The sequence below is a fragment of the Pseudomonas sp. TE6283 genome (assembly GCF_054060555.1).
In genome coordinates this window covers 1-17,428 of record NZ_JBSSDH010000018.1, presented here as the reverse complement: position 1 = coordinate 17,428, position 17,428 = coordinate 1, and the positions used below count along the sequence as shown (strand labels likewise).

12 protein-coding genes are annotated in these 17,428 nt (G+C 66.4%); 4 read left to right on the top strand and 8 right to left on the bottom strand.

Annotated elements, in window-relative coordinates; genetic code table 11:
• Position 1: 1 nt before the first annotated feature.
• The 3 genes from ACVWZ5_RS20585 (at position 2) to ACVWZ5_RS20575 (ending at position 1,893) form a co-directional block, all read left to right on the top strand.
• Positions 2–934: a phosphatidate cytidylyltransferase gene (locus ACVWZ5_RS20585; RefSeq protein WP_023631694.1), complete on the top strand. Its 933-nt coding sequence runs from the start codon at positions 2–4 to the stop codon at positions 932–934.
• 4 nt (positions 935–938) lie between these two features.
• Complete coding sequence (locus ACVWZ5_RS20580) at positions 939–1,451, top strand: HIT family protein (RefSeq protein ID WP_028691314.1); 513 nt, start codon at positions 939–941, stop codon at positions 1,449–1,451.
• 97 nt (positions 1,452–1,548) lie between these two features.
• Positions 1,549–1,893, top strand: a complete 345-nt coding sequence (locus ACVWZ5_RS20575) for a cupin domain-containing protein (RefSeq protein WP_023631693.1) — start codon at positions 1,549–1,551, stop codon at positions 1,891–1,893.
• A 116-nt stretch (positions 1,894–2,009) separates the two neighbouring features.
• On the opposite strand, the gene mmsB is transcribed toward ACVWZ5_RS20575, so the two are convergent.
• Positions 2,010–2,900, bottom strand: coding sequence for a 3-hydroxyisobutyrate dehydrogenase (gene mmsB, locus ACVWZ5_RS20570; protein ID WP_028691313.1), 891 nt, complete (start codon positions 2,898–2,900; stop codon positions 2,010–2,012).
• Between the two features lie 10 nt (positions 2,901–2,910).
• Positions 2,911–4,437 carry a CoA-acylating methylmalonate-semialdehyde dehydrogenase gene (locus tag ACVWZ5_RS20565; RefSeq protein WP_062575258.1) on the bottom strand — a complete coding sequence of 509 codons (1,527 nt, stop codon included), beginning with the start codon at positions 4,435–4,437 and terminating at the stop codon, positions 2,911–2,913.
• A gap of 131 nt (positions 4,438–4,568) precedes the next feature.
• On the opposite strand from ACVWZ5_RS20565, the gene ACVWZ5_RS20560 reads away from it, so the two are divergent.
• The gene (locus ACVWZ5_RS20560; protein WP_062575259.1) at positions 4,569–5,519 is read left to right on the top strand and encodes a LysR family transcriptional regulator; all 951 of its coding nucleotides are present in this window, start codon (positions 4,569–4,571) and stop codon (positions 5,517–5,519) included.
• Between the two features lie 82 nt (positions 5,520–5,601).
• Here the strand turns inward: ACVWZ5_RS20560 and ACVWZ5_RS20555 are convergent, their stop codons facing one another.
• The 6 genes from ACVWZ5_RS20555 to recC form a co-directional block, all read right to left on the bottom strand.
• Positions 5,602–6,102, bottom strand: coding sequence for an OmpA family protein (locus ACVWZ5_RS20555; protein ID WP_230962627.1), 501 nt, complete (start codon positions 6,100–6,102; stop codon positions 5,602–5,604).
• A gap of 3 nt (positions 6,103–6,105) precedes the next feature.
• Positions 6,106–7,377 (bottom strand): diguanylate cyclase domain-containing protein, encoded by a 1,272-nt coding sequence (locus ACVWZ5_RS20550; RefSeq protein ID WP_028691309.1) that lies wholly within the window; start codon positions 7,375–7,377, stop codon positions 6,106–6,108.
• A complete protein-coding gene (locus ACVWZ5_RS20545) occupies positions 7,374–7,949 on the bottom strand; it encodes a YfiR family protein (RefSeq protein WP_062575260.1) in 576 nt (191 codons plus the stop codon). Before ACVWZ5_RS20545 ends, ACVWZ5_RS20550 begins: the two co-directional genes overlap by 4 nt.
• Positions 7,950–8,018: 69 nt before the next feature.
• Entirely contained in the window at positions 8,019–10,094 is a 2,076-nt protein-coding gene (recD, locus tag ACVWZ5_RS20540; protein ID WP_062575261.1) for an exodeoxyribonuclease V subunit alpha, read from the bottom strand.
• Complete coding sequence (recB, locus tag ACVWZ5_RS20535) at positions 10,091–13,762, bottom strand: exodeoxyribonuclease V subunit beta (protein ID WP_457340813.1); 3,672 nt, start codon at positions 13,760–13,762, stop codon at positions 10,091–10,093. Before recB ends, recD begins: the two co-directional genes overlap by 4 nt.
• Positions 13,759–17,238 (bottom strand): exodeoxyribonuclease V subunit gamma, encoded by a 3,480-nt coding sequence (recC, locus tag ACVWZ5_RS20530; protein ID WP_457340812.1) that lies wholly within the window; start codon positions 17,236–17,238, stop codon positions 13,759–13,761. Before recC ends, recB begins: the two co-directional genes overlap by 4 nt.
• Positions 17,239–17,428 lie beyond the last annotated feature (190 nt).

Below are 17,428 nucleotides of genomic sequence, written 5' to 3'. Positions count from 1 at the left end.
GATGGATCACAACACCCTGTCGCTGTTCGCCGGCATCGGCGCCCTGCTGCTGCTCGCCAGCCTGGTCGGCCGCCTGCTCAAATGGCGCGCCGGCCCCGCGCCGCACGCGGTGATCGACAACCTCAATGCGCGCATCAACGCCTGGTGGGTAATGGTGCTGGTGATCGGCATCGCCTTCCTGTTCGGCAAGTACGGCGTGATCGTGCTGTTCTACGGCGTGTCGTTCTATGCCCTGCGCGAGTTCATGACCCTCACCCCGACCCGACGCAGCGACTATCCGGCGCTGGTGGCGGCGTTCTATGTGGCGCTGCCGGTGCAGTACCTGCTGATCGCCATGGACTGGTACGGGCTGTTCAGCATCTTCATCCCGGTGTACCTGTTCCTGTTGCTGCCGATCCTGGCCAGTTTCGGCGGCGACACCACGCGCTTCCTCGAGCGCGCCTCCAAGGTGCAGTGGGGCCTGATGATCGCGGTGTACTGCGTGTCGTCGGTGCCCGCATTGATGACCCTGGACATTCCCGGCTACGAGGGTCGCAACCTGCTGCTGATCGCCTGGCTGATCCTGGTCGTGCAGATCAGCGACGTGCTGCAGTACGTGTGCGGCAAGCTGTTCGGCAAGCGCAAGGTGGCGCCGAACCTGTCACCGTCGAAGACCGTCGAAGGCCTGGCCGGCGGCGTGGCGCTGGCCACCCTGGTCGGCGCCCTGCTGTGCTGGATCACCCCGTTCACCTTCTGGCAGGCGGCGCTGATGGCCCTGACCGTCAATGCCATGGGCTTCTTCGGCGGGCTGGTGATGTCGGCGATCAAGCGCGACCGCGGCGTGAAGGACTGGGGCCATATGATCGAAGGCCACGGCGGTATGCTCGATCGCATGGACTCGGTGTGTTTCGCCGCGCCGGTGTTCTTCCACTTCGTGCGTTACTGGTGGGCGTGAGGCGATGGAGATTCCGGTCGAATACATCGTCCATGAAAGCGCGCACTGGGTCGTCAATCATCACCTGGCCTCGCACCTGCCCGGCTACCTGATGCTCGGTTCGCGGGCTGGCGTCGCCAGCCTCGCGGAGCTGCCAGGCGAAGCCCTGGCAGACATGGGCCTGCTGATGGGCAGGATGCAAGGTGCCATGGAGCAGGAGCTGGCGCCCAAATGGCTGTACATCGGGCGCTTCGGGCATGTACCAGGGCATCCCCTGCACTTTCACTTCATCCCGGTATACGACTGGGTCGAAGCGCTGTTCTGGCGCGATGAGCGCTACCGCTCGCTGCAGCAATTCGGCTCAATGGAACAGCCGCTGTCCAAGACCGACGGCGCGGAGCTGACCTTGTTTATCTGGCGGGAGTTCGGGGAAAGCCCGACACCACCAGCAGTACCCGGGCGGGGTGTACCCGAGGTGATCGCTGCCCTGCGTAGTCGGCTTCAGCCCACTGCTGCGCAAGATCCATACCCCGCATAGCGCGCACAGACAGTTGGGTGTCGACCCCAGGCAACTGCAGGCGTGGCGATGGCCCTAAGGTGGTGCGTCACCTCACCCCCATGCCTGGAGCCACGCCATGTCCGATTTCATCACCGTCCTGCGCGAAACCTGCCCGACCCCGGTGGTCGATGCGACCAAGTGGAAGCGCATCGGCGGCGACCCGCACACCGTCAACCTCAACGCCTACCTGTCCGCCGACGGCAGCAAGATCATGGGCACCTGGATCTGCACGCCGGGCAAGTTCGAGGTCAACTACGAGAAGTGGGAGTACTGCCATTTCCTCGACGGCTATTGCATCGTCACGCCTGAAGGTGAAGAGCCGAAGCATCTTAAAGCAGGTGATGTGTTCGTGATCGAACCGGGGATGAAGGGGACCTGGGAAGTGGTCGAGACGGTGCGCAAGTACTTCGTCTTCGCCTGACCCGCTCCCACGCTCACACAGTTTGCAAAAAAAATCGCGAACCCGATGTCCCTTCCCCAAGGTGCGCAGTTACAAGGGGAAGGGCCACCCGGCCCGCGATCAAGTCCACTCGCTCGTCAATCCTTCTTGCGGTACCCCTCGACGATCGCCGAGAAATCCTTGCCGCCTTCGCCGCGCAGGCTCATGGCCTGGTACAGCTGCTGGGCCACGGCGCCGAGGATCACCGGCTGGTGCGCCTGGCGCGCGGCCTCGGTGGCCAGCCCCAGGTCCTTGAGCATCAGCTCGGCGCCGAAGCCGCCGGTGTAGCCACGCGAAGCCGGGGCAGTCTCGATGATGCCCGGCCATGGGTTGTAGGTATCCGAACTCCAGCAACGCCCGGTGGAGCTGTTGATGATGCCGGCCAGCACCTTGGTGTCGATGCCCAGCGCATTGCCCAGGGCCATGGCCTCGGACACGCCGATCATCGAGATGCCCAGCAGCAGGTTGTTGCAGATCTTGGCGATCTGGCCGGTCCCGACCTCGCCACAGTGCACGATATTGCGGCCCATCTGCTCCAACACCGGCTTGAGCGTGGCGAACAGCTCGGCGCTGGCGCCGACCATGAAGGTCAGGGTGCCGGCCGCCGCGCCGCCGGTACCACCGGAAACCGGCGCATCGCCCATGTCGATACCCTTGGCCGCTGCAGCCTTGGAGACCTCACGGGCGGTCTGCGGGTCGATGGTGCTGCAGTCCACGGTCGGGGTGCCGGGGCGGATGCCGGCCAGCACGCCGGTTTCTTCATCCAGGTACACGCCGCGCACATGGGCGGCGGCCGGCAGCATGGTGATCACCAGCTCGCTGTTGGCTGCTGCGTCCTTGGGCGACGTGCTGACCTGGCCACCCAGCTCGGCAAGTTCCGCCAGCACGGTCTTGTTCAGGTCGAACAGGTTGAGCTGGTGCCCGGCCTTGATCAGGTTGCGGGCCATGGGTGCGCCCATGTTGCCCAGGCCGATGAAAGCGATACGCATGGCGTTCTCCTTAGCGCAGGCTGATGGTGGTGTTCACACCGTCATTGACGCTGTCGTCGTCGAACCAGCGGGCGGTGACGGTCTTGGTCTGAGTGTAGAACTGCACCACCTGCTTGCCGTACGGGCCGAGGTCGCCGAGCTTGGAGCCACGGGAACCGGTGAAGCTGAAGAACGGCACCGGCACCGGGATCGGGATGTTGATGCCGACCTGGCCGATATCGATCTCGCTCTGGAACTTGCGCGCCGCCGCGCCACTCTGGGTGAACAGGCCGGTGCCGTTGCCGAACGGGTTGGCGTTGACCAGGGCGATGGCCTCGTCGAGGGTGTCGACCTCCAGGGTGACCAGCACCGGGCCGAAGATTTCCTGGGTGTAGACCTGCATGTCGGTCTTCACCCCGGAGAACAGGGTCGGGCCGACGAAGTTGCCCTGCTCGTAGCCCGGCACCTTCACATCGCGGCCGTCCAGTTCGAGCTTGGCGCCTTCCTTGATGCCGCTTTCGATCAGGCCCAGCACACGCTCCTTGGCACGCTTGGAAACCACCGGGCCGACATCGGTGCCCGGCTCGTTGCCGGCGTTGACCTTGAGCTTGCTCGCCGCTTCCTTGATATCCGGCAGCCATTCGCGGGCCTTGCCCACCAGCACCGCCACCGAGGTGGCCATGCAGCGCTGGCCGGCCGCGCCGAAGGCGGCGCCGACCAGGGCGTTGATGGTCTGGGTGCGGTTGGCGTCGGGCAGCACCACGGCGTGGTTCTTGGCGCCCATCATCGACTGCACGCGCTTGCCGTGCTGGCTGCCCAGGTTGTAGACGTGGGTGCCGACCTCGGTCGAGCCGACGAACGAGATCGCCTTGATGTCCTGGTGGGTGCAGATCGTGTCGACCACCTGCTTGCCGCCGTGCACCACGTTGAGCACGCCGGCCGGGATGCCGGCTTCCAGCGCCAGCTCGACCAGCATCATGGTCGACAGCGGGTCCTGCTCGGACGGTTTGAGCACGAAGGTGTTGCCGCAGACGATGGCCATCGGGAACATCCACAGCGGGATCATCGCCGGGAAGTTGAACGGGGTGATGCCGGCGCACACGCCGATCGGCTGGCGCAGGGTGTAGGTGTCGACACCGCCGGCGACGTTCTCGGCGAACTCGCCCATCTGCAGGGTGCCGATGGAGGCGGCGTGTTCGACCACCTCCAGGCCACGGAAGATATCGCCCTCGGCGTCGGCGAGGGTCTTGCCCTGTTCGGCGCTGAGGGTCGCGGCGATGCGCTTGCTGTGTTCGCGGATCAGCGCCTGCAGCTTGAGCATGATGCGCATGCGCGCGCCGATCGGGGTGTCGCGCCAGGTCTTGAAGGCGCGCTCGGCGGCGGCCACGGCGGCGTTGACTTCCTCGACGGTGGCGAACGGCACCCGCGCCAGCACTTGCTGGGTCGCCGGATTGACGATGTCGCGCCATTCGGTGGTCTTGGATTCGACCCATTGGCCGTCGATCAGCAGCTTGACCTGCTCGACCTTGGTCTGGTCGGGCGTCTGGGGTGCGTTCATCTGCGCTCTCCTTGGAATTATTGTCGGAACGAGGACGCCTACGCCGCAGCGAACGGGGTGGCGCTCAGGGGCTGAGTTCGAGTATAGATGTGCAAACATCCAACAAGAATGCACAAAAAAACCGGATCATCATGCAAAAAGACCTCACCTCCCTGAGCGCGCTGAACTGGGACGACCTCAAGTTCTTTCTTGAGGTAGCGCGCACCCGCAAGGCCAGCAGTGCGGCCAAGCGCCTGGCCGTGGACTACACCACGGTGTCGCGGCGCATCGGTTCACTGGAAGGGGCGCTGGGCACTTTGCTGTTCGAAAAATCACGGACCAACGGCTTCGTCCTCACCGCCGAGGGCCAGCGCCTGCTGGGCTATGCCGAGTCGATCGAGAGCACCCTGCACATGGCCTGCGAGCAGGTCTCGGGGTCGGGCGTGGCATTGTCGGGGCATGTACGCATGGGCTGCACCGAAGGCTTCGGCAGCTTCTTCGTCACCCCGCAGCTGAGCCACTTCGTCGATGCCTGGCCGGCGATCTCGGTGGATATCCTGCCGCTGCCGCACTTCATCAGCCTGTCCAAACGCGAGGCCGATATCGTTATCGCCCTGGAGCGTCCGGAACATGGGCCTTATGTGTGCTGCAAGCTGTGCGACTACCGCCTGCGCCTGTATGCGACCCAGGACTACCTGGACAGCCACGAGCCGATTCGCGAGATCGCCGACCTGGGCCGCCATCCGTTCATCAGCTACGTGGACGACCTGGCGTTCAGTTCGGAGCTGCTGTACCTGGCCAACCTGATCCCCAACGCCAACGCGCACCTGCGCAGCACCAGCGTGATCGCCCAGTACACGGCGGCCTTGCAGGGGCGCGGGCTGGCGATCCTGCCATGCTTCCTGGCGGCGCAGGATCCGCGGCTGGTGACAGTACTGCCGGAGGATATCGAGGTGACGCGGCAGTTCTGGATGTACTGCCGGGAGGATCTGCGCAAGCTCAAGCGGATCACCCTGTTGTGGGATTACATCCGCGAGGTGACCGAGGCCAATGCGCCGCTGTTGATGGGGGAAACACGCGAGATGAAATTCGCCCAGGGTTGAGCGGGCGAATCATCGCGGGGCAAGCCCGCTCCCACGATGGGAGCGGCGGTTCGCCGCTGCGACTTGCCCCGCGATGCGTGCCTCAATCCGACGCCACCACGATCGACACCCGCCGGTTCTCCATGCGCCCTGCCGCGGTGCGGTTGTCCGCCACCGGTTGGCTGCTGCCCATGCCGCGGGTCTGGATGTTCTGTGGCTGCATGCCGATGCCGATCAAGGCCTTGGCCACGCTCTGCGCACGGCGCTCGGAGAGCTGCTGGTTGTAGGCGGCCTTGCCCGAGGCGTCGGCATGGCCATCGATGCGCACACGCTGGATATCCACCGACAGCAGCGCCTTGCCGATACGCTCGACGATCGACTCGCTGGTGCTGTTGAGGCTGTCCAGGTCACTGCCGAACAGCACCTTGCCGGACAGGTCGAACGCCCAACCCTCGTCGGTCGGGGCGAAGCCCTCGCGCTTGAGCACGGCGACCTGCTCGGGGGTCAGCCCCTTGGGCGGCACGCTCTGGCAGCCGGCGAGAGCCAGCAGCGCCAGCAGCAGGGTGATTAACGGGAAACGCAGCACGGAAAAACGCTTGGTCACGGTTCAGCTCCTGTTCTTTGCATCAGTGGCGCAGCGTTCCGTCTGCGCCACTTGCCAATGGCCACGGCGATTGCGCTTGGCCTGGTACATCGCCGCATCGGCGGCATTGAGCAGACTGGCCGGGTCACGGCCATCGTCCGGGTAATAGGCGATACCGACGCTCAGCGAGGTGGTCAGGCTGGTGCCATCCTCAAGCTGCACCGGCAGCTTCATGCTGGCGACAATCTTCTCGGCGATGCGCTGGGCATCCTCGCGCGAGTGCAGCGGGGTCAGCAGCACGGCGAACTCGTCGCCGCCCAGGCGCGCCACCAGGTCATGCTCGCGCAGTTGCGCACGCACGCGGCTGGCCACGCTGATCAGCACTTCGTCCCCCACCGCATGGCCGAGGCTGTCGTTGATCTGCTTGAAGTGGTCGCTGTCGAGGAACAACAGCGCCAGGTGGTCTTCGGTACGTGCGGCATTGCGCAGGCTGCGGCTCAGCCGCCCTTCGAAGAACGCGCGGTTGGGCAGGCCGGTGAGGCTGTCATGGCTGGCCTGGTGGGCGAGGCTTTCGTTCTCGCTCTGCAAATGGCTCTGCCAGACCTCCAGCTCATCGAGCAGGGCATTGAAGTCATTGCCCAGCTCGTTGAGCTCGGCGATCTGGGTCTGCGGCACCCGCCGGTCGAAACTGCGCTCGCGCCGCGCGGCGTGGGCAACGCTGGCCAGGTTACGCAAGGGGCGGATGATATCGCCGAACAGACGTCGCGACAGGTACAGCGCCAGCACCGCGCTGAGCACCGTGCACACCAGGATGCCCACCAGCCCGCTGAGCAGGAAGCGCACCAGGCTGCCACCCTGCCCGGTCAGCTCGATATGGCCGACCCGCTGGCCCATGTGCTGCACCGGCATGTTGATCGGTTCCTCCAGCAGGCTGCGCGCCACCTGGGACTGCAACTGCGCCATTACCCCCTGCTCGTCGCGTTGCCAGTGGGCGAGCAGGTCGCCATCGTTGTCGTACACCTTGGCGTCGGCCACTTCTTCGGTGGACGCGATCAGCGCCAGGGCCTCGTTGGCCGCGGCACTGTCGTCGAAGACCACGGCGGCCTCGACGGTGTAGTTGATGGAGCGGGCGATCAGGTGCAGGTTGTGGTTGGCATATACGCGCAGCGCCGCCACCCCGAGCAGGGTCACCAGCACCCCGGCCAGGCCCGCGGCCAGCAAGGCCACGCTCAGGTGTCCCCGCCCGAGCACGGCGCGCAGGGTCGGCCGGCTGAAGCGCCTGGCTGAACGTTTCATGGCTGCCCCGCCCGCCGTCGCGACAATTGCAGCACGCTAGGGTGAATGCGCACGCCACTGCGTGCCACTGAGTCGAGGTTGACGTCGAACGCCACCTGCTGATCGCCGACCCGCAGGCAGAACAGGCTGCCCACCGTGCACGGATCGTCGGCCTCGCTGATGCTCAGCACCGGGTGGCCGTTGATCCGCTGGAACAATCGCTCACGTTGCTGTTTGTCGAGCTTGCCGAGGTAGATGGCGTCGCAGGCACTGGCCACGCTCGGATCGTCGGCGAGCAGGCGGCGCACCTGCAGGGGTTGCCCGGACTGCTGCAGGTTGCCCTTGATCAGGTCGTCGGCGTATTCGGTCGGGCCGACCAGGCACAGGCGCATGGGATTGGGGTCGGCAGGCCAGCGGGCGTAGCTGAGGATGCCCAGCACGACCTGGGTCACGGCCTTGGCCCGTAGCTTCACCTGCGCCTGCGATACGGCATTGTCCGCCCAGGCGGGCGCGCCGTTCGACAACAGCATGGCCATCAGCAACGAGAGCGCACAGCCCTTCACGCGTCCCAGGGCCGAGACAGCCACTGTCATGGGGGGAAATCTCACAAAATGTTTGCGGATAATGCCGCAACGATAGCATATCAGCGGCAAACTCCAGAGTCAGACTTGCTCCAGCATCAACCCCGAGACCCGCCGGACCTTGCGCCCCACCGCCTCCTCGAACACCCCTGCCCGCGGCTCGATGAGGCTGAAGCAATGCTTGGCGCGGGTGATGCCGGTGTACACCAGTTCCTTGGTCAGCACCGGGTTCAGCGCGTCGGGCAGCACCAGCGCGGTATGGCTGAACTCCGAGCCCTGGGACTTGTGCACGGTCATGGCGAACACCGTTTCCACCTCGCTGAGACGGCTGGGCAGTACGAAACGCACCCCACCGCTGCCATCGTTGCGCGGAAAAGCCACGCGCAGCAGCGCCTCTCCATGATCGTCCGGCAGGCGCAAGGCGATGCCGATATCGCCGTTCATCAGCCCGAGGCCATAGTCGTTGCGGGTGACCAGTACCGGACGCCCCTCGTACCAGGGTTGCTGGTTGTCGATCAGCCCGGCGTTGTGCAGCACCCGGGCGACCCGCTCGTTGAGGCCTTCGACGCCCCAGGCGCCCTTGCGCACGGCACAGAGCAACTGGAACGCCTCGAAGCTCTGCAGCACCTCGGCCGCCCAGCGCTCCCAGCGCGGATCGTCGCCTGGCGTGCCTGGCGGCGGGCGCAGGCGACCGATGGTTCGCAGGTAGCCGCGATACCCTTGTGGCCCCTCGGGGCCTTGGTTGAGGCCATCGAGCAGCAGGCGCTCGAAGCGTTTGTCGTGCTCGCCGCCCAGGGTCAGGCAATGGACATCCGCCGGTCGGGTCGCCAGCAGCGCACGCGCCTCCAGGGCTTGCTGGCGATTGACCAGGCGCGCCAACTGGCCGATGCCGCTGCCTTCGCCAAAACGCCGCGAGTGGCGCAGCATCACGATCTGCTGGGCCAGCGGGTTGCGCTGGCCGTCGCCCGGCCTCAGGCCGATGTCGGCCAGCGACTGTCCGCCCACCTGCTCCAGCCAGGCCAGGGTCTGCGGCCAGTAGCCGCCATCCTCGGCGTCTCGGCACAGGTCGCCCAGCACCGCTCCGGCCTCCACCGAAGCGAGCTGGTCCTTGTCGCCCAGCAGCACCAGCCGCGCATTGGCCGGCAGGGCGTCGAGCAGGTTGGCCATCATCTCCAGGTCGATCATCGAGGCTTCGTCGACCACCAGCACATCCAGGGGCAACGGGTTGCCGGCATGATGGCGGAAGTGCCGCGAACCCGGGCGGCTGCCCAGCAAGCGGTGCACGGTGCTGACCTCGGTGGGGATCTGCGCCCGCACCGCGCCATCCACCTGCAAGCGCTCCACCTGCTGGCCGATGGACTCGGTGAGGCGCGCCGCGGCCTTGCCGGTCGGCGCCGCCAGGCGGATGCGCAGCGGCCGGCCTTGCTCGACCGCAGGCCCCTGCAACAGCGCCAGCAGGCGTACCACGGTGGTGGTCTTGCCGGTCCCGGGGCCGCCGGTGATGACACTGAAGCCGGCACGGGTGGCCAGAGCGCAGGCCAGTTTCTGCCAATCCACCTCGCTTGCGGTCGAGCCACCTTCGAACAGTTGCGACAGACGTAGTGCCAGGTCGGCCGGCTGAGGCTGAAGGCGCGCCAGGCGCTCATGCAGGGCATTGTCGATGCGCCGCTCGTAAGTCCAATAGCGGCGCAGGTACAGGCGCTCGCCGCTGACCACCAGTGGCCTGGCACGCTGCTCGACGGTATCGCCTGCGGCAACCAGGGGACTCTCGGCGAGCCGCTGCAACCAAGTGCCCAGCTCGAGGCTGGCCAGCAGCTGCGAAGGCAGCAGCAACGGCCCGGCCAGCGCATCGCCTTCCGGTGGCAGCGACAGGGCGAAGTCCGGCTCGGCAAGGGTCTGTTGCAGATCGAGGCAGACATGGCCATGGCCCAGCTGGTGGCTGGCCAGGGCGGCGGCCAGCAGCACCAGCGGATCGCTGCCCGGCGCCCGCTCCTCGAGGAAACTCACGAAGGCCCGGTCCAGGGCCCGCAGCCAGCCACGCTCGACCCAGCGATCGAGCAGCGCCAGCAGGTCCTGGCTGTGGCGCAGCGGCGCCAGGGCGCTCAGGTGCTCGGCCTGCAAGGGCGTGGGCAGCAGGTCGTCGAGGTTGCGGCTCATGGCGTGACTCCGGCAAACAGGTCCTGTTGGGCGGGTTCTTGCTCACCCCGGAACATCGCGTCGAGCTGTTCGATCAGCGCCCGGGGAGGCCGCGCATGATACAGCCCATGGCCGGCCGAGGTGACCCCACGCAGGAAGATGAACACGGCACCGCCGACATGCAGGTCGTAGTCGTAGTCGGGCAGGCGCGCGCGCAGCTGGCGATGCAGGGCCAGCAGGTAGAGCACGTACTGCAGGTCGTAGCGATGCTCGAGGATTGCCTGCTCCATGGCCAGGGCGCCGTAGGCCTCGGCGTCGGGGCCGAGCCAGTTGGACTTGTAGTCGGCCACGTAGTAGCGCCCGTCGAGTTCGAAGGCCAGGTCGATGAAGCCCTTGAACATGCCGTTGAGCACGGTCGGCTGGGCGGCCGCCCGCGTCATTCCAACGTGGGTGTGGCGCGCCACCAGATGGTCGAGGCGCACCGCGTCGACCTGATGGCTGGCGAACCAGAACTCCATTTCGACTTGGTAGCGCTCGAGGCCTGCGAGGGTCAAGGTAGCCCCTTGCAAAGGCATGGACTGGACCAGCAGTTGCTGCAGCCATTGGGTCAGCGTGGGAATCCAGCCTGTCCAGTCGCGTCGGTTGCAGCGCTGGCCCACGGTGCGTTCGATCACCGACCCTTGGGCGGCGACCTCGGCGAACCCTTCGCGTCCCGCCCATTCGAGCAGGCCGTGGAGGAAAGTGCCCGGATTCGGCCCACGGGGGAAGCGGTGGATATCGCCCGCCTCGGCCGGTACCTCACGCAGCGACTGGCTGTCCAGCACCTCGTCGTCCAGCAATTGCTGGGCCTGGGAGCTGTCGGCGACCAGGGTCTGGTCGCCCACCCGCAAGGCACTGTACGAGGCGATCCACCAGTGTTCCGCAGCGGCTCGACGAGGCTTGCGCGGCGGCAGCAGCTCGCGCTGGCTGTCCGGCGTGCGGTAGCACAGGGCCTGAACCTCAGGCAGCGGACCGTACGTGATGGCCGGGTTGCCGGCCGCCAGGGTGGCGAGCCATTCGCCCAGCTGGCTGGAAGCCGCCAACGACAGGCCACCACCCAGCAGGTAGCCCAAGGCCGAACGATGCAACTGCGAACTGCGCTGGGTGCCGCGCTTGAGGTCGGCAACGCCCAGCCAGCAGGCATGCTGGGCACGGGTCAGGGCGACGTAGAGCAGACGCAGATCCTCGGCCAGGCGTTCGTCGTCGGCGCGCTCGATCTGCGCGGCATTCGGGGTCAAGGTCAGGTGCGCCACGCCCTGGTCGTCGTGCCAGCCCAGGGGCAGGCGCTGGCCATCCACCGGCTTGCTGGTGCAGATGAACGGCAGGTACACCAAGGGGTATTCCAGACCCTTGGACTTGTGGATGGTCACCACCTTGACCAGTTGCTCGTCGCTTTCCAGGCGCAGGATCTGCTCTTCTCCGGCTTGCCCTGCGTTGGCCAGGTGCTCGGTGAGATGACGGATCAACGCCTGCTCGCCATCCAGCTCACCCGCGGCCTGCTGCAGCAGTTCAGCCAGGTGCAGCAGGTTGGTCAGCACCCGCTCGCCGTCGCTGCGGCCCATCAGCGCCCGCGGCAGCTGGAAGTCGTGCAACAGGCGCCGCAGCATCGGCAGCACGCCCTGGCGTTGCCAGATGTCGCGGTAGCGGCGAAAACGCATAACCCAGTTTTCCCAGACCCGCTCATCCTGGTTCAGGCGCTCCAGTTCGATAAGCGGCAGGTCGAGGGTCAGGCTGGCCAGGGCGGCCTTGAGCATGCGCTCCGAGTCCGGCTCGGCGCAGGCCTTGAGCCAGGCCAGCAGGTCATGGGCCTCCTGGGCGGCGAACACCGAATCCTTGTCCGACAGGTATACGCTGCGCACATCGCGAGCCGCCAGCTCGGCGCGGACCAGCTGGGCCTCGCGACCGTCGCGCACCAGGATGGCGATATCGGAAGGCAAGCAGGGTCGCAGCTTGCCGGCGGCATCGGCGAAACCGCTGATGCCTTGCTGACCACCTTCGAGCAGCTCGACGATATGGCTGGCGCAACTGGCCGCCAGCTGCTGGCGATACGCTGTGCCGGACACCGGCTCGTCGCTTTCCAGCTGCCAGCAATGCAGGGCCGCGCTGGGCTGCCCGGCGATCAGCAGTTGCTCGCCACGACCCTTGGCGCGCACTTCGACGAAGGGCAGAGGGTTGTCGCCCTGGGCCCGGAACAGGAAGGCGCCACGGCCCTCGGCGCGTTCCTCGGCCTGCAGGAACACCCGGTTGACCGCCGCGACCATGGCCTGGCTGGAGCGGTAGTTGGTGTCCAGGCTGTGCAGGCGCCCGGCGGTGGCGCGGCGCGCGGCCAGGTAGGTGAAGATGTCGGCGCCACGGAAGGCATAGATCGCCTGCTTGGGGTCGCCGATCATGAACAGGCCGGTGTCCGGGTTGTTCTCGGTGATGCGGTAGATGCGCTCGAAGATCCCGTACTGGACGGGGTCGGTGTCCTGGAACTCGTCGATCAACGCGACCGGGAACTGCTCGCGGATCAACGCAGCCAGGCGCTGACCGGAGTCGCTGCCCAGGGCATGTTCCAGGCGCAGCAGCATGTCGTCGAAGCCCATTTCGGCGCGGCGACGTTTCTCCACCTCGAAGCGCGCCGATACCCAGGCGGCGGCATGCTCCAGCAACCGTGCGTCGGGGCTGGCCAGCCCCTGCAGCTGCTCGCGCAAGGACTCCATGGCCCGCAGCGCCGGGTGTTGCGGCGGCTCGCCGGACTTCCAGGCCTCGGCCAGGCCAGCGGGCGTCAGGCGGGTGAAGCCGGTGCCCAGGTCCAGCTCCATGGCTTGCTCATCACCGGCCCATGCCCGCAGCTTGTCGAACCAGGGCTCGAAATAGCGCGCCTGCAACTTGCGCCCGTCGGCCTGCTTGGCCGCCACGGCATCGCGACAGATCTGCTGCAGCTCGTCGGCCCAGGCGCCCCAGGGCGCCTTGAGTTGAGCCAATTGCTCGGTGCGCTGGCGCAGGGTCGCCTCGATCAACGACTGCGGGTCTTGCTCATCCTCCTGGCCACGGACACGGCCAAATAGCGGTCTGATCCTCGGCAACAAGGCATCGGGGCTGACCCAGTTGCCGCGCACCCAGGCCAGTGACTCGCCGCGCATGCCGTAGCAGAAGCGCCGCCAGTAGTCGCGCATGACCTGGCCCAGCAGGTCGCTGTGATCGGTCTCCAGGCTCTGGGTGAACAGGCTGCCACTGTCGAAGGCGTGCTCGCGCAGCATGCGCTGGCACCAGCCGTGGATGGTCGAGACGGCGGCCTCGTCCATCCACTGCACGGCGATCTCCAGGCGGCTGGCGCAGCGTGGCCATTGCTCCTGTGGGTAATCGTCGCGCAGCAGGTGCAGCAGCGGGTCGGCACCGTCCAGTTCGCCGCGGAAGAAACGCGCCGCCTCGGCCAGGCGCGCGCGAATACGCTCGCGCAGCTCCTTGGTGGCCGCGTCGGTGAAGGTCACCACGAGGATCTGCGGTGGCAGCAGCTCGCGGCTGAAACCCTGCTCGCCGCCATGGCCGAGGATCAGGCGCAGGTACAAGGCCGATATGGTGAACGTCTTGCCGGTGCCGGCGCTGGCTTCGATCAGCTGGCTGCCGTGCAGGGGGAAACTCAGCGCAAGGGGACGGGCTTGGGTCATTGGGCGTTCTCCGGGTTACCCAGGGTCTGCCAGGGCGCTGCGAACAAGGGGCGATACAAGGCTTCGCACCAGCCTTCGAAGGTTTCGTCGAGGGCCAGCGCGGCGAAGTCACGGTACTGGCGGGCCAGGGCCAGGCTTTCGCTGCGATCGCCGAAGCTGTTCTGGCCGTCACCCTCATAGGCGCGGATCGCGGCGGCCGTCGCCTTGTCCGGGTCCTCCTGGGCCAGCCAGGCGAAGGCGGTCTTGGCCGCCACCGGCAAGGGCGCGTTCATACCCGCCTGGCGTGCCACCAGCAGTTCGCCCAGGCGCTCTGCCGCCTCGCCCTGAGGCAACGGGGCCAACAACAGGGTCAGGTCACTGGCCACCAGCGCGCTGTGCAACGGGTAGCCGGAAGCACAGGCAGCAAGGTGCATCACCCAGGTCGGCACCAGCCGGTGCCACTTCAGGCTGTTGCGTCCAGCACTGAGGGTATTGGGCACGGTGGCGATGCTCAACAGGCTCTGGTCCTCGGCCTGGTACACCTGGCCAAGCCAGCCCTCCAAGCGCAGCGGCCCCTGCTCGAAATGGATCGGCATGGCGCCCTCGACCCGGGTCGGCCAGCGCTGCAGCAGTTGCCGATGGCGTTGCAGCAAGTCCGGCAGCGGCTGAATCAACTCTGCCTGCAAGGCTTCGCCGAAGCCTGCCAGCGGCAACATCCCGCAGGCCTGGAGACGTCGGGCCTGGCCCTGCAACGCCCGCTCGGCGTTGTCCGGATCGGCCAGCGCGGCGCCGAGCAGGCTTTCGCTCAGGCCATAGCGTTGCAGAGCGTCCAGCACGAAGGGTTCTTCGTCCGGGGTCGGTGCCTCCAGGGCCTCGAAGAACACTTTCAGGCGCTGGCTGAAGAAATGCCGGACCGGATGGCGCAGGAAGTCCTGAAGCTGCACCAGGTTGAGCGGCTCATCGCTGGTGTAGGGCGACAGTGCGACAGGCACTTGCGCTTCGTCCTCGGCCTGGTGCAACGCCAACCATTCATGGGCGAAGCTGAACAACGGGCTGCCCCTCTGGAAGTAGCGCTGGCTGAACGGCTGCAATGGGTGCTCCTGGGTCAGGGCATGCAACAGCTGCTGCCCAGGGTCGTCGCGTTGGCCGGTCTTGGCGCCGGCGAGCTGCCAGCCGGCGGCCAGGTGGTCGCGCAGCTGCCCGATCAACACCGAGGACGGGCGCTCGCTGTTGTCGCGGATGCTGCGCCCAACCCAGCTGACATAGAGCTGGTCGCGTGCCGAGAGCAGGGCCTCGAGCAACAGGTAACGGTCATCCTCGCGGCGGGAACGGTCCCCTGGCCGGTAATCGCTGGCCATCAGGTCGAAGTCGAGGGGCGGCTGGGCACGCGGGTAGTCGCCGTCGTTCATGCCCAGCAGGCAGACCACTCTGAACGGGATGGCGCGCATGGGCATCAGGGTGCAGAAGTTCACCGAGCCGGCCAGGAAGCGCTGGGACAACTTGCCCTGGTCCAGCCCGGACAGCCAGGCTTCGCGCACCACGGTCAGTGGCAGCAAGTCGTGCAGGCCAACTGCGTCGCAGGTTTCCAGCCAGGTGTCGCGCAGGTCCTGCAACTGCACCAGGAGCAGCTCGTCGTGCTCGTTCTCGGCCAGGAAGAAGATCTGCAGCAGGGCATGCAGCCGCGTCCCCCACTCCGTCGCCGAGGCCGGCTGCGAGAGAGCCTGGCAGGCAATGTCCAGGGCGTCGAGCAACGCCACCAACGGGCCGATCAACGCGGCGTCGAGGCCGCCGATCTCATCGTATGGCTCGATACCGTCACAGCCTTCGCCCACGCCGACCGCATACCCCAGCAACATGCGTCGCAAGCCGAAGCGCCAACTGTTCTGCTCAAGTCCCTCGGGCAGGCCAAGGCTGGCGCGTTGCTCGGCACTCAATCCCCAACGGATGCCTGCTCCTTCGATCCAACGGTGCAGGGTTGGCAGGTCGCTTTCCTGGATGGCAAAGCGGGCGCGCACTGCCGGCACGTCCAGCAGGTCGAGCACTTCGCTGACGGCGAAACGGCTGTCAGGCAGCTTGAGCAGATGTTCCAGGGCGATCAGCAATGGGTCGCGACCACGCTGGCCCTGGTCGGTCAGGGTGAACGGAATAAAACGTGGATCGTTACGGTCGAGCTGGCCGAACACAGCACGGATATGCGGTGCATAGGTATCGATGGCCGGCAGCATGACGATGACGTCGCGAGGCCGCAGCGTGGGGTCGGCACTGAAGCGGGCGAGCAACTGATCGTGCAGGATCTCCACTTCGCGTTGTGGGCTGTGGGCCAGGTGGAAACGCACGGAACGGTCCTTGGCCGGATCAACCGCCGGCCATTGCTCGCGGGTCTCGGCCAGGGGGCGCAACTCGAGGATATCGTCCTGCAGCTGGTTGAGCAGGGTCTTCGGTTCACCTTCACTGAACAGGTCGATGCGTCCGTCGCTGAACACGCCCTGGTAACTGCCGGGATCGTCGTAGCTGTCGAGCAGGTTGATGTAGTCGCGCCCCTGCTTGCCCCAGGCGGCCAACAACGGGTGTGCATGTTGGTGCAGCAGCTCGTCGTCCAGTTGCAGGGGCATGCCCTGCTTGCGTTGCTGGCGCTTGTACTGGTGTCGCAGCAGGTCCTTGTCGGCGACGATATCGCCCCAGTGGTGGCGGCAGGGGTTGTGCACGCACAGCAACACCTGGCTGAAGCGGGCAAGACCTGCCAAAGCCTCGAGGATCTGGGCAGGCAGCGACGAGATGCCGAACACGATCAGCCGCGCCGGCAGCCCGGCGGGGGCCTGTTCCAGGCCGTTGATCCGCTCGATGAAACGTTGATGCACCCCGGCCCGGCTCTGGGCCATGCCCGCCTCGCCCACATCCTCCAGCAGAATCCGCCACAGCTCGGCCTGCCAGCGATTGCCGGCGGCCAGCGGCTTGCGCTCACCACGTGCGGTGTTGAGCACATGGGCACCACTTGCCCAGTCCTTCAGCCAGTCGGCACGGTAGACCTGGTACTGGTCGAACAGGTCGGCAAGGCGCTCGGCCAACTGATAGCGCTTGCGCAGGTCGCTGTCATCGGTGAGGAAGCGGCGCAGGGGCTCGAAGTGCGGGCGTTCGATCACTTCCGGGAGCAGGCGCATCAGGCGCCAGGTCAGGGGCGCCTTGTCCAGCAGTGACACCTCGGGGATTTCGTCGCGCCCCAGCACGCGGCGGTACAGCTGCCACATGAAGCTACCCGGAAGCTGCACATCGATGGCGGCTGCGATCCCGCAACCGCCCTGATCGTCGTCCAGCGGGTCCTCGGCCAAGGCCAGTTTCAGCCATTGGGCGATACCGTTGCTCTGCACCAGGGCGATTTCGTTTTCCAGCGGCGCCAGGGGGTAACGGCGCATCACGCTCACCACCAGATTGCGCAGGTCGTCCAGGCGGTTGCCCTGGACGATCATGAAGCCTGGGTGAAGTGAGGTGGTCTGGGGCATTGGCTGGTCTCGGGGAGCGGTTGATGCAGAGGGGAAACCTTATCACGGAGGCAGCCGACGCGTTTCCCCTGTCGGAACGGCATTGGCTTTTGGGCAAGCGGAAAAGACAAAACCCCTACCTGCTCGCGCAGATAGGGGTTTTGCGAAATGAATCTTGACGATGACCTACTCTCACATGGGGAAGCCCCAC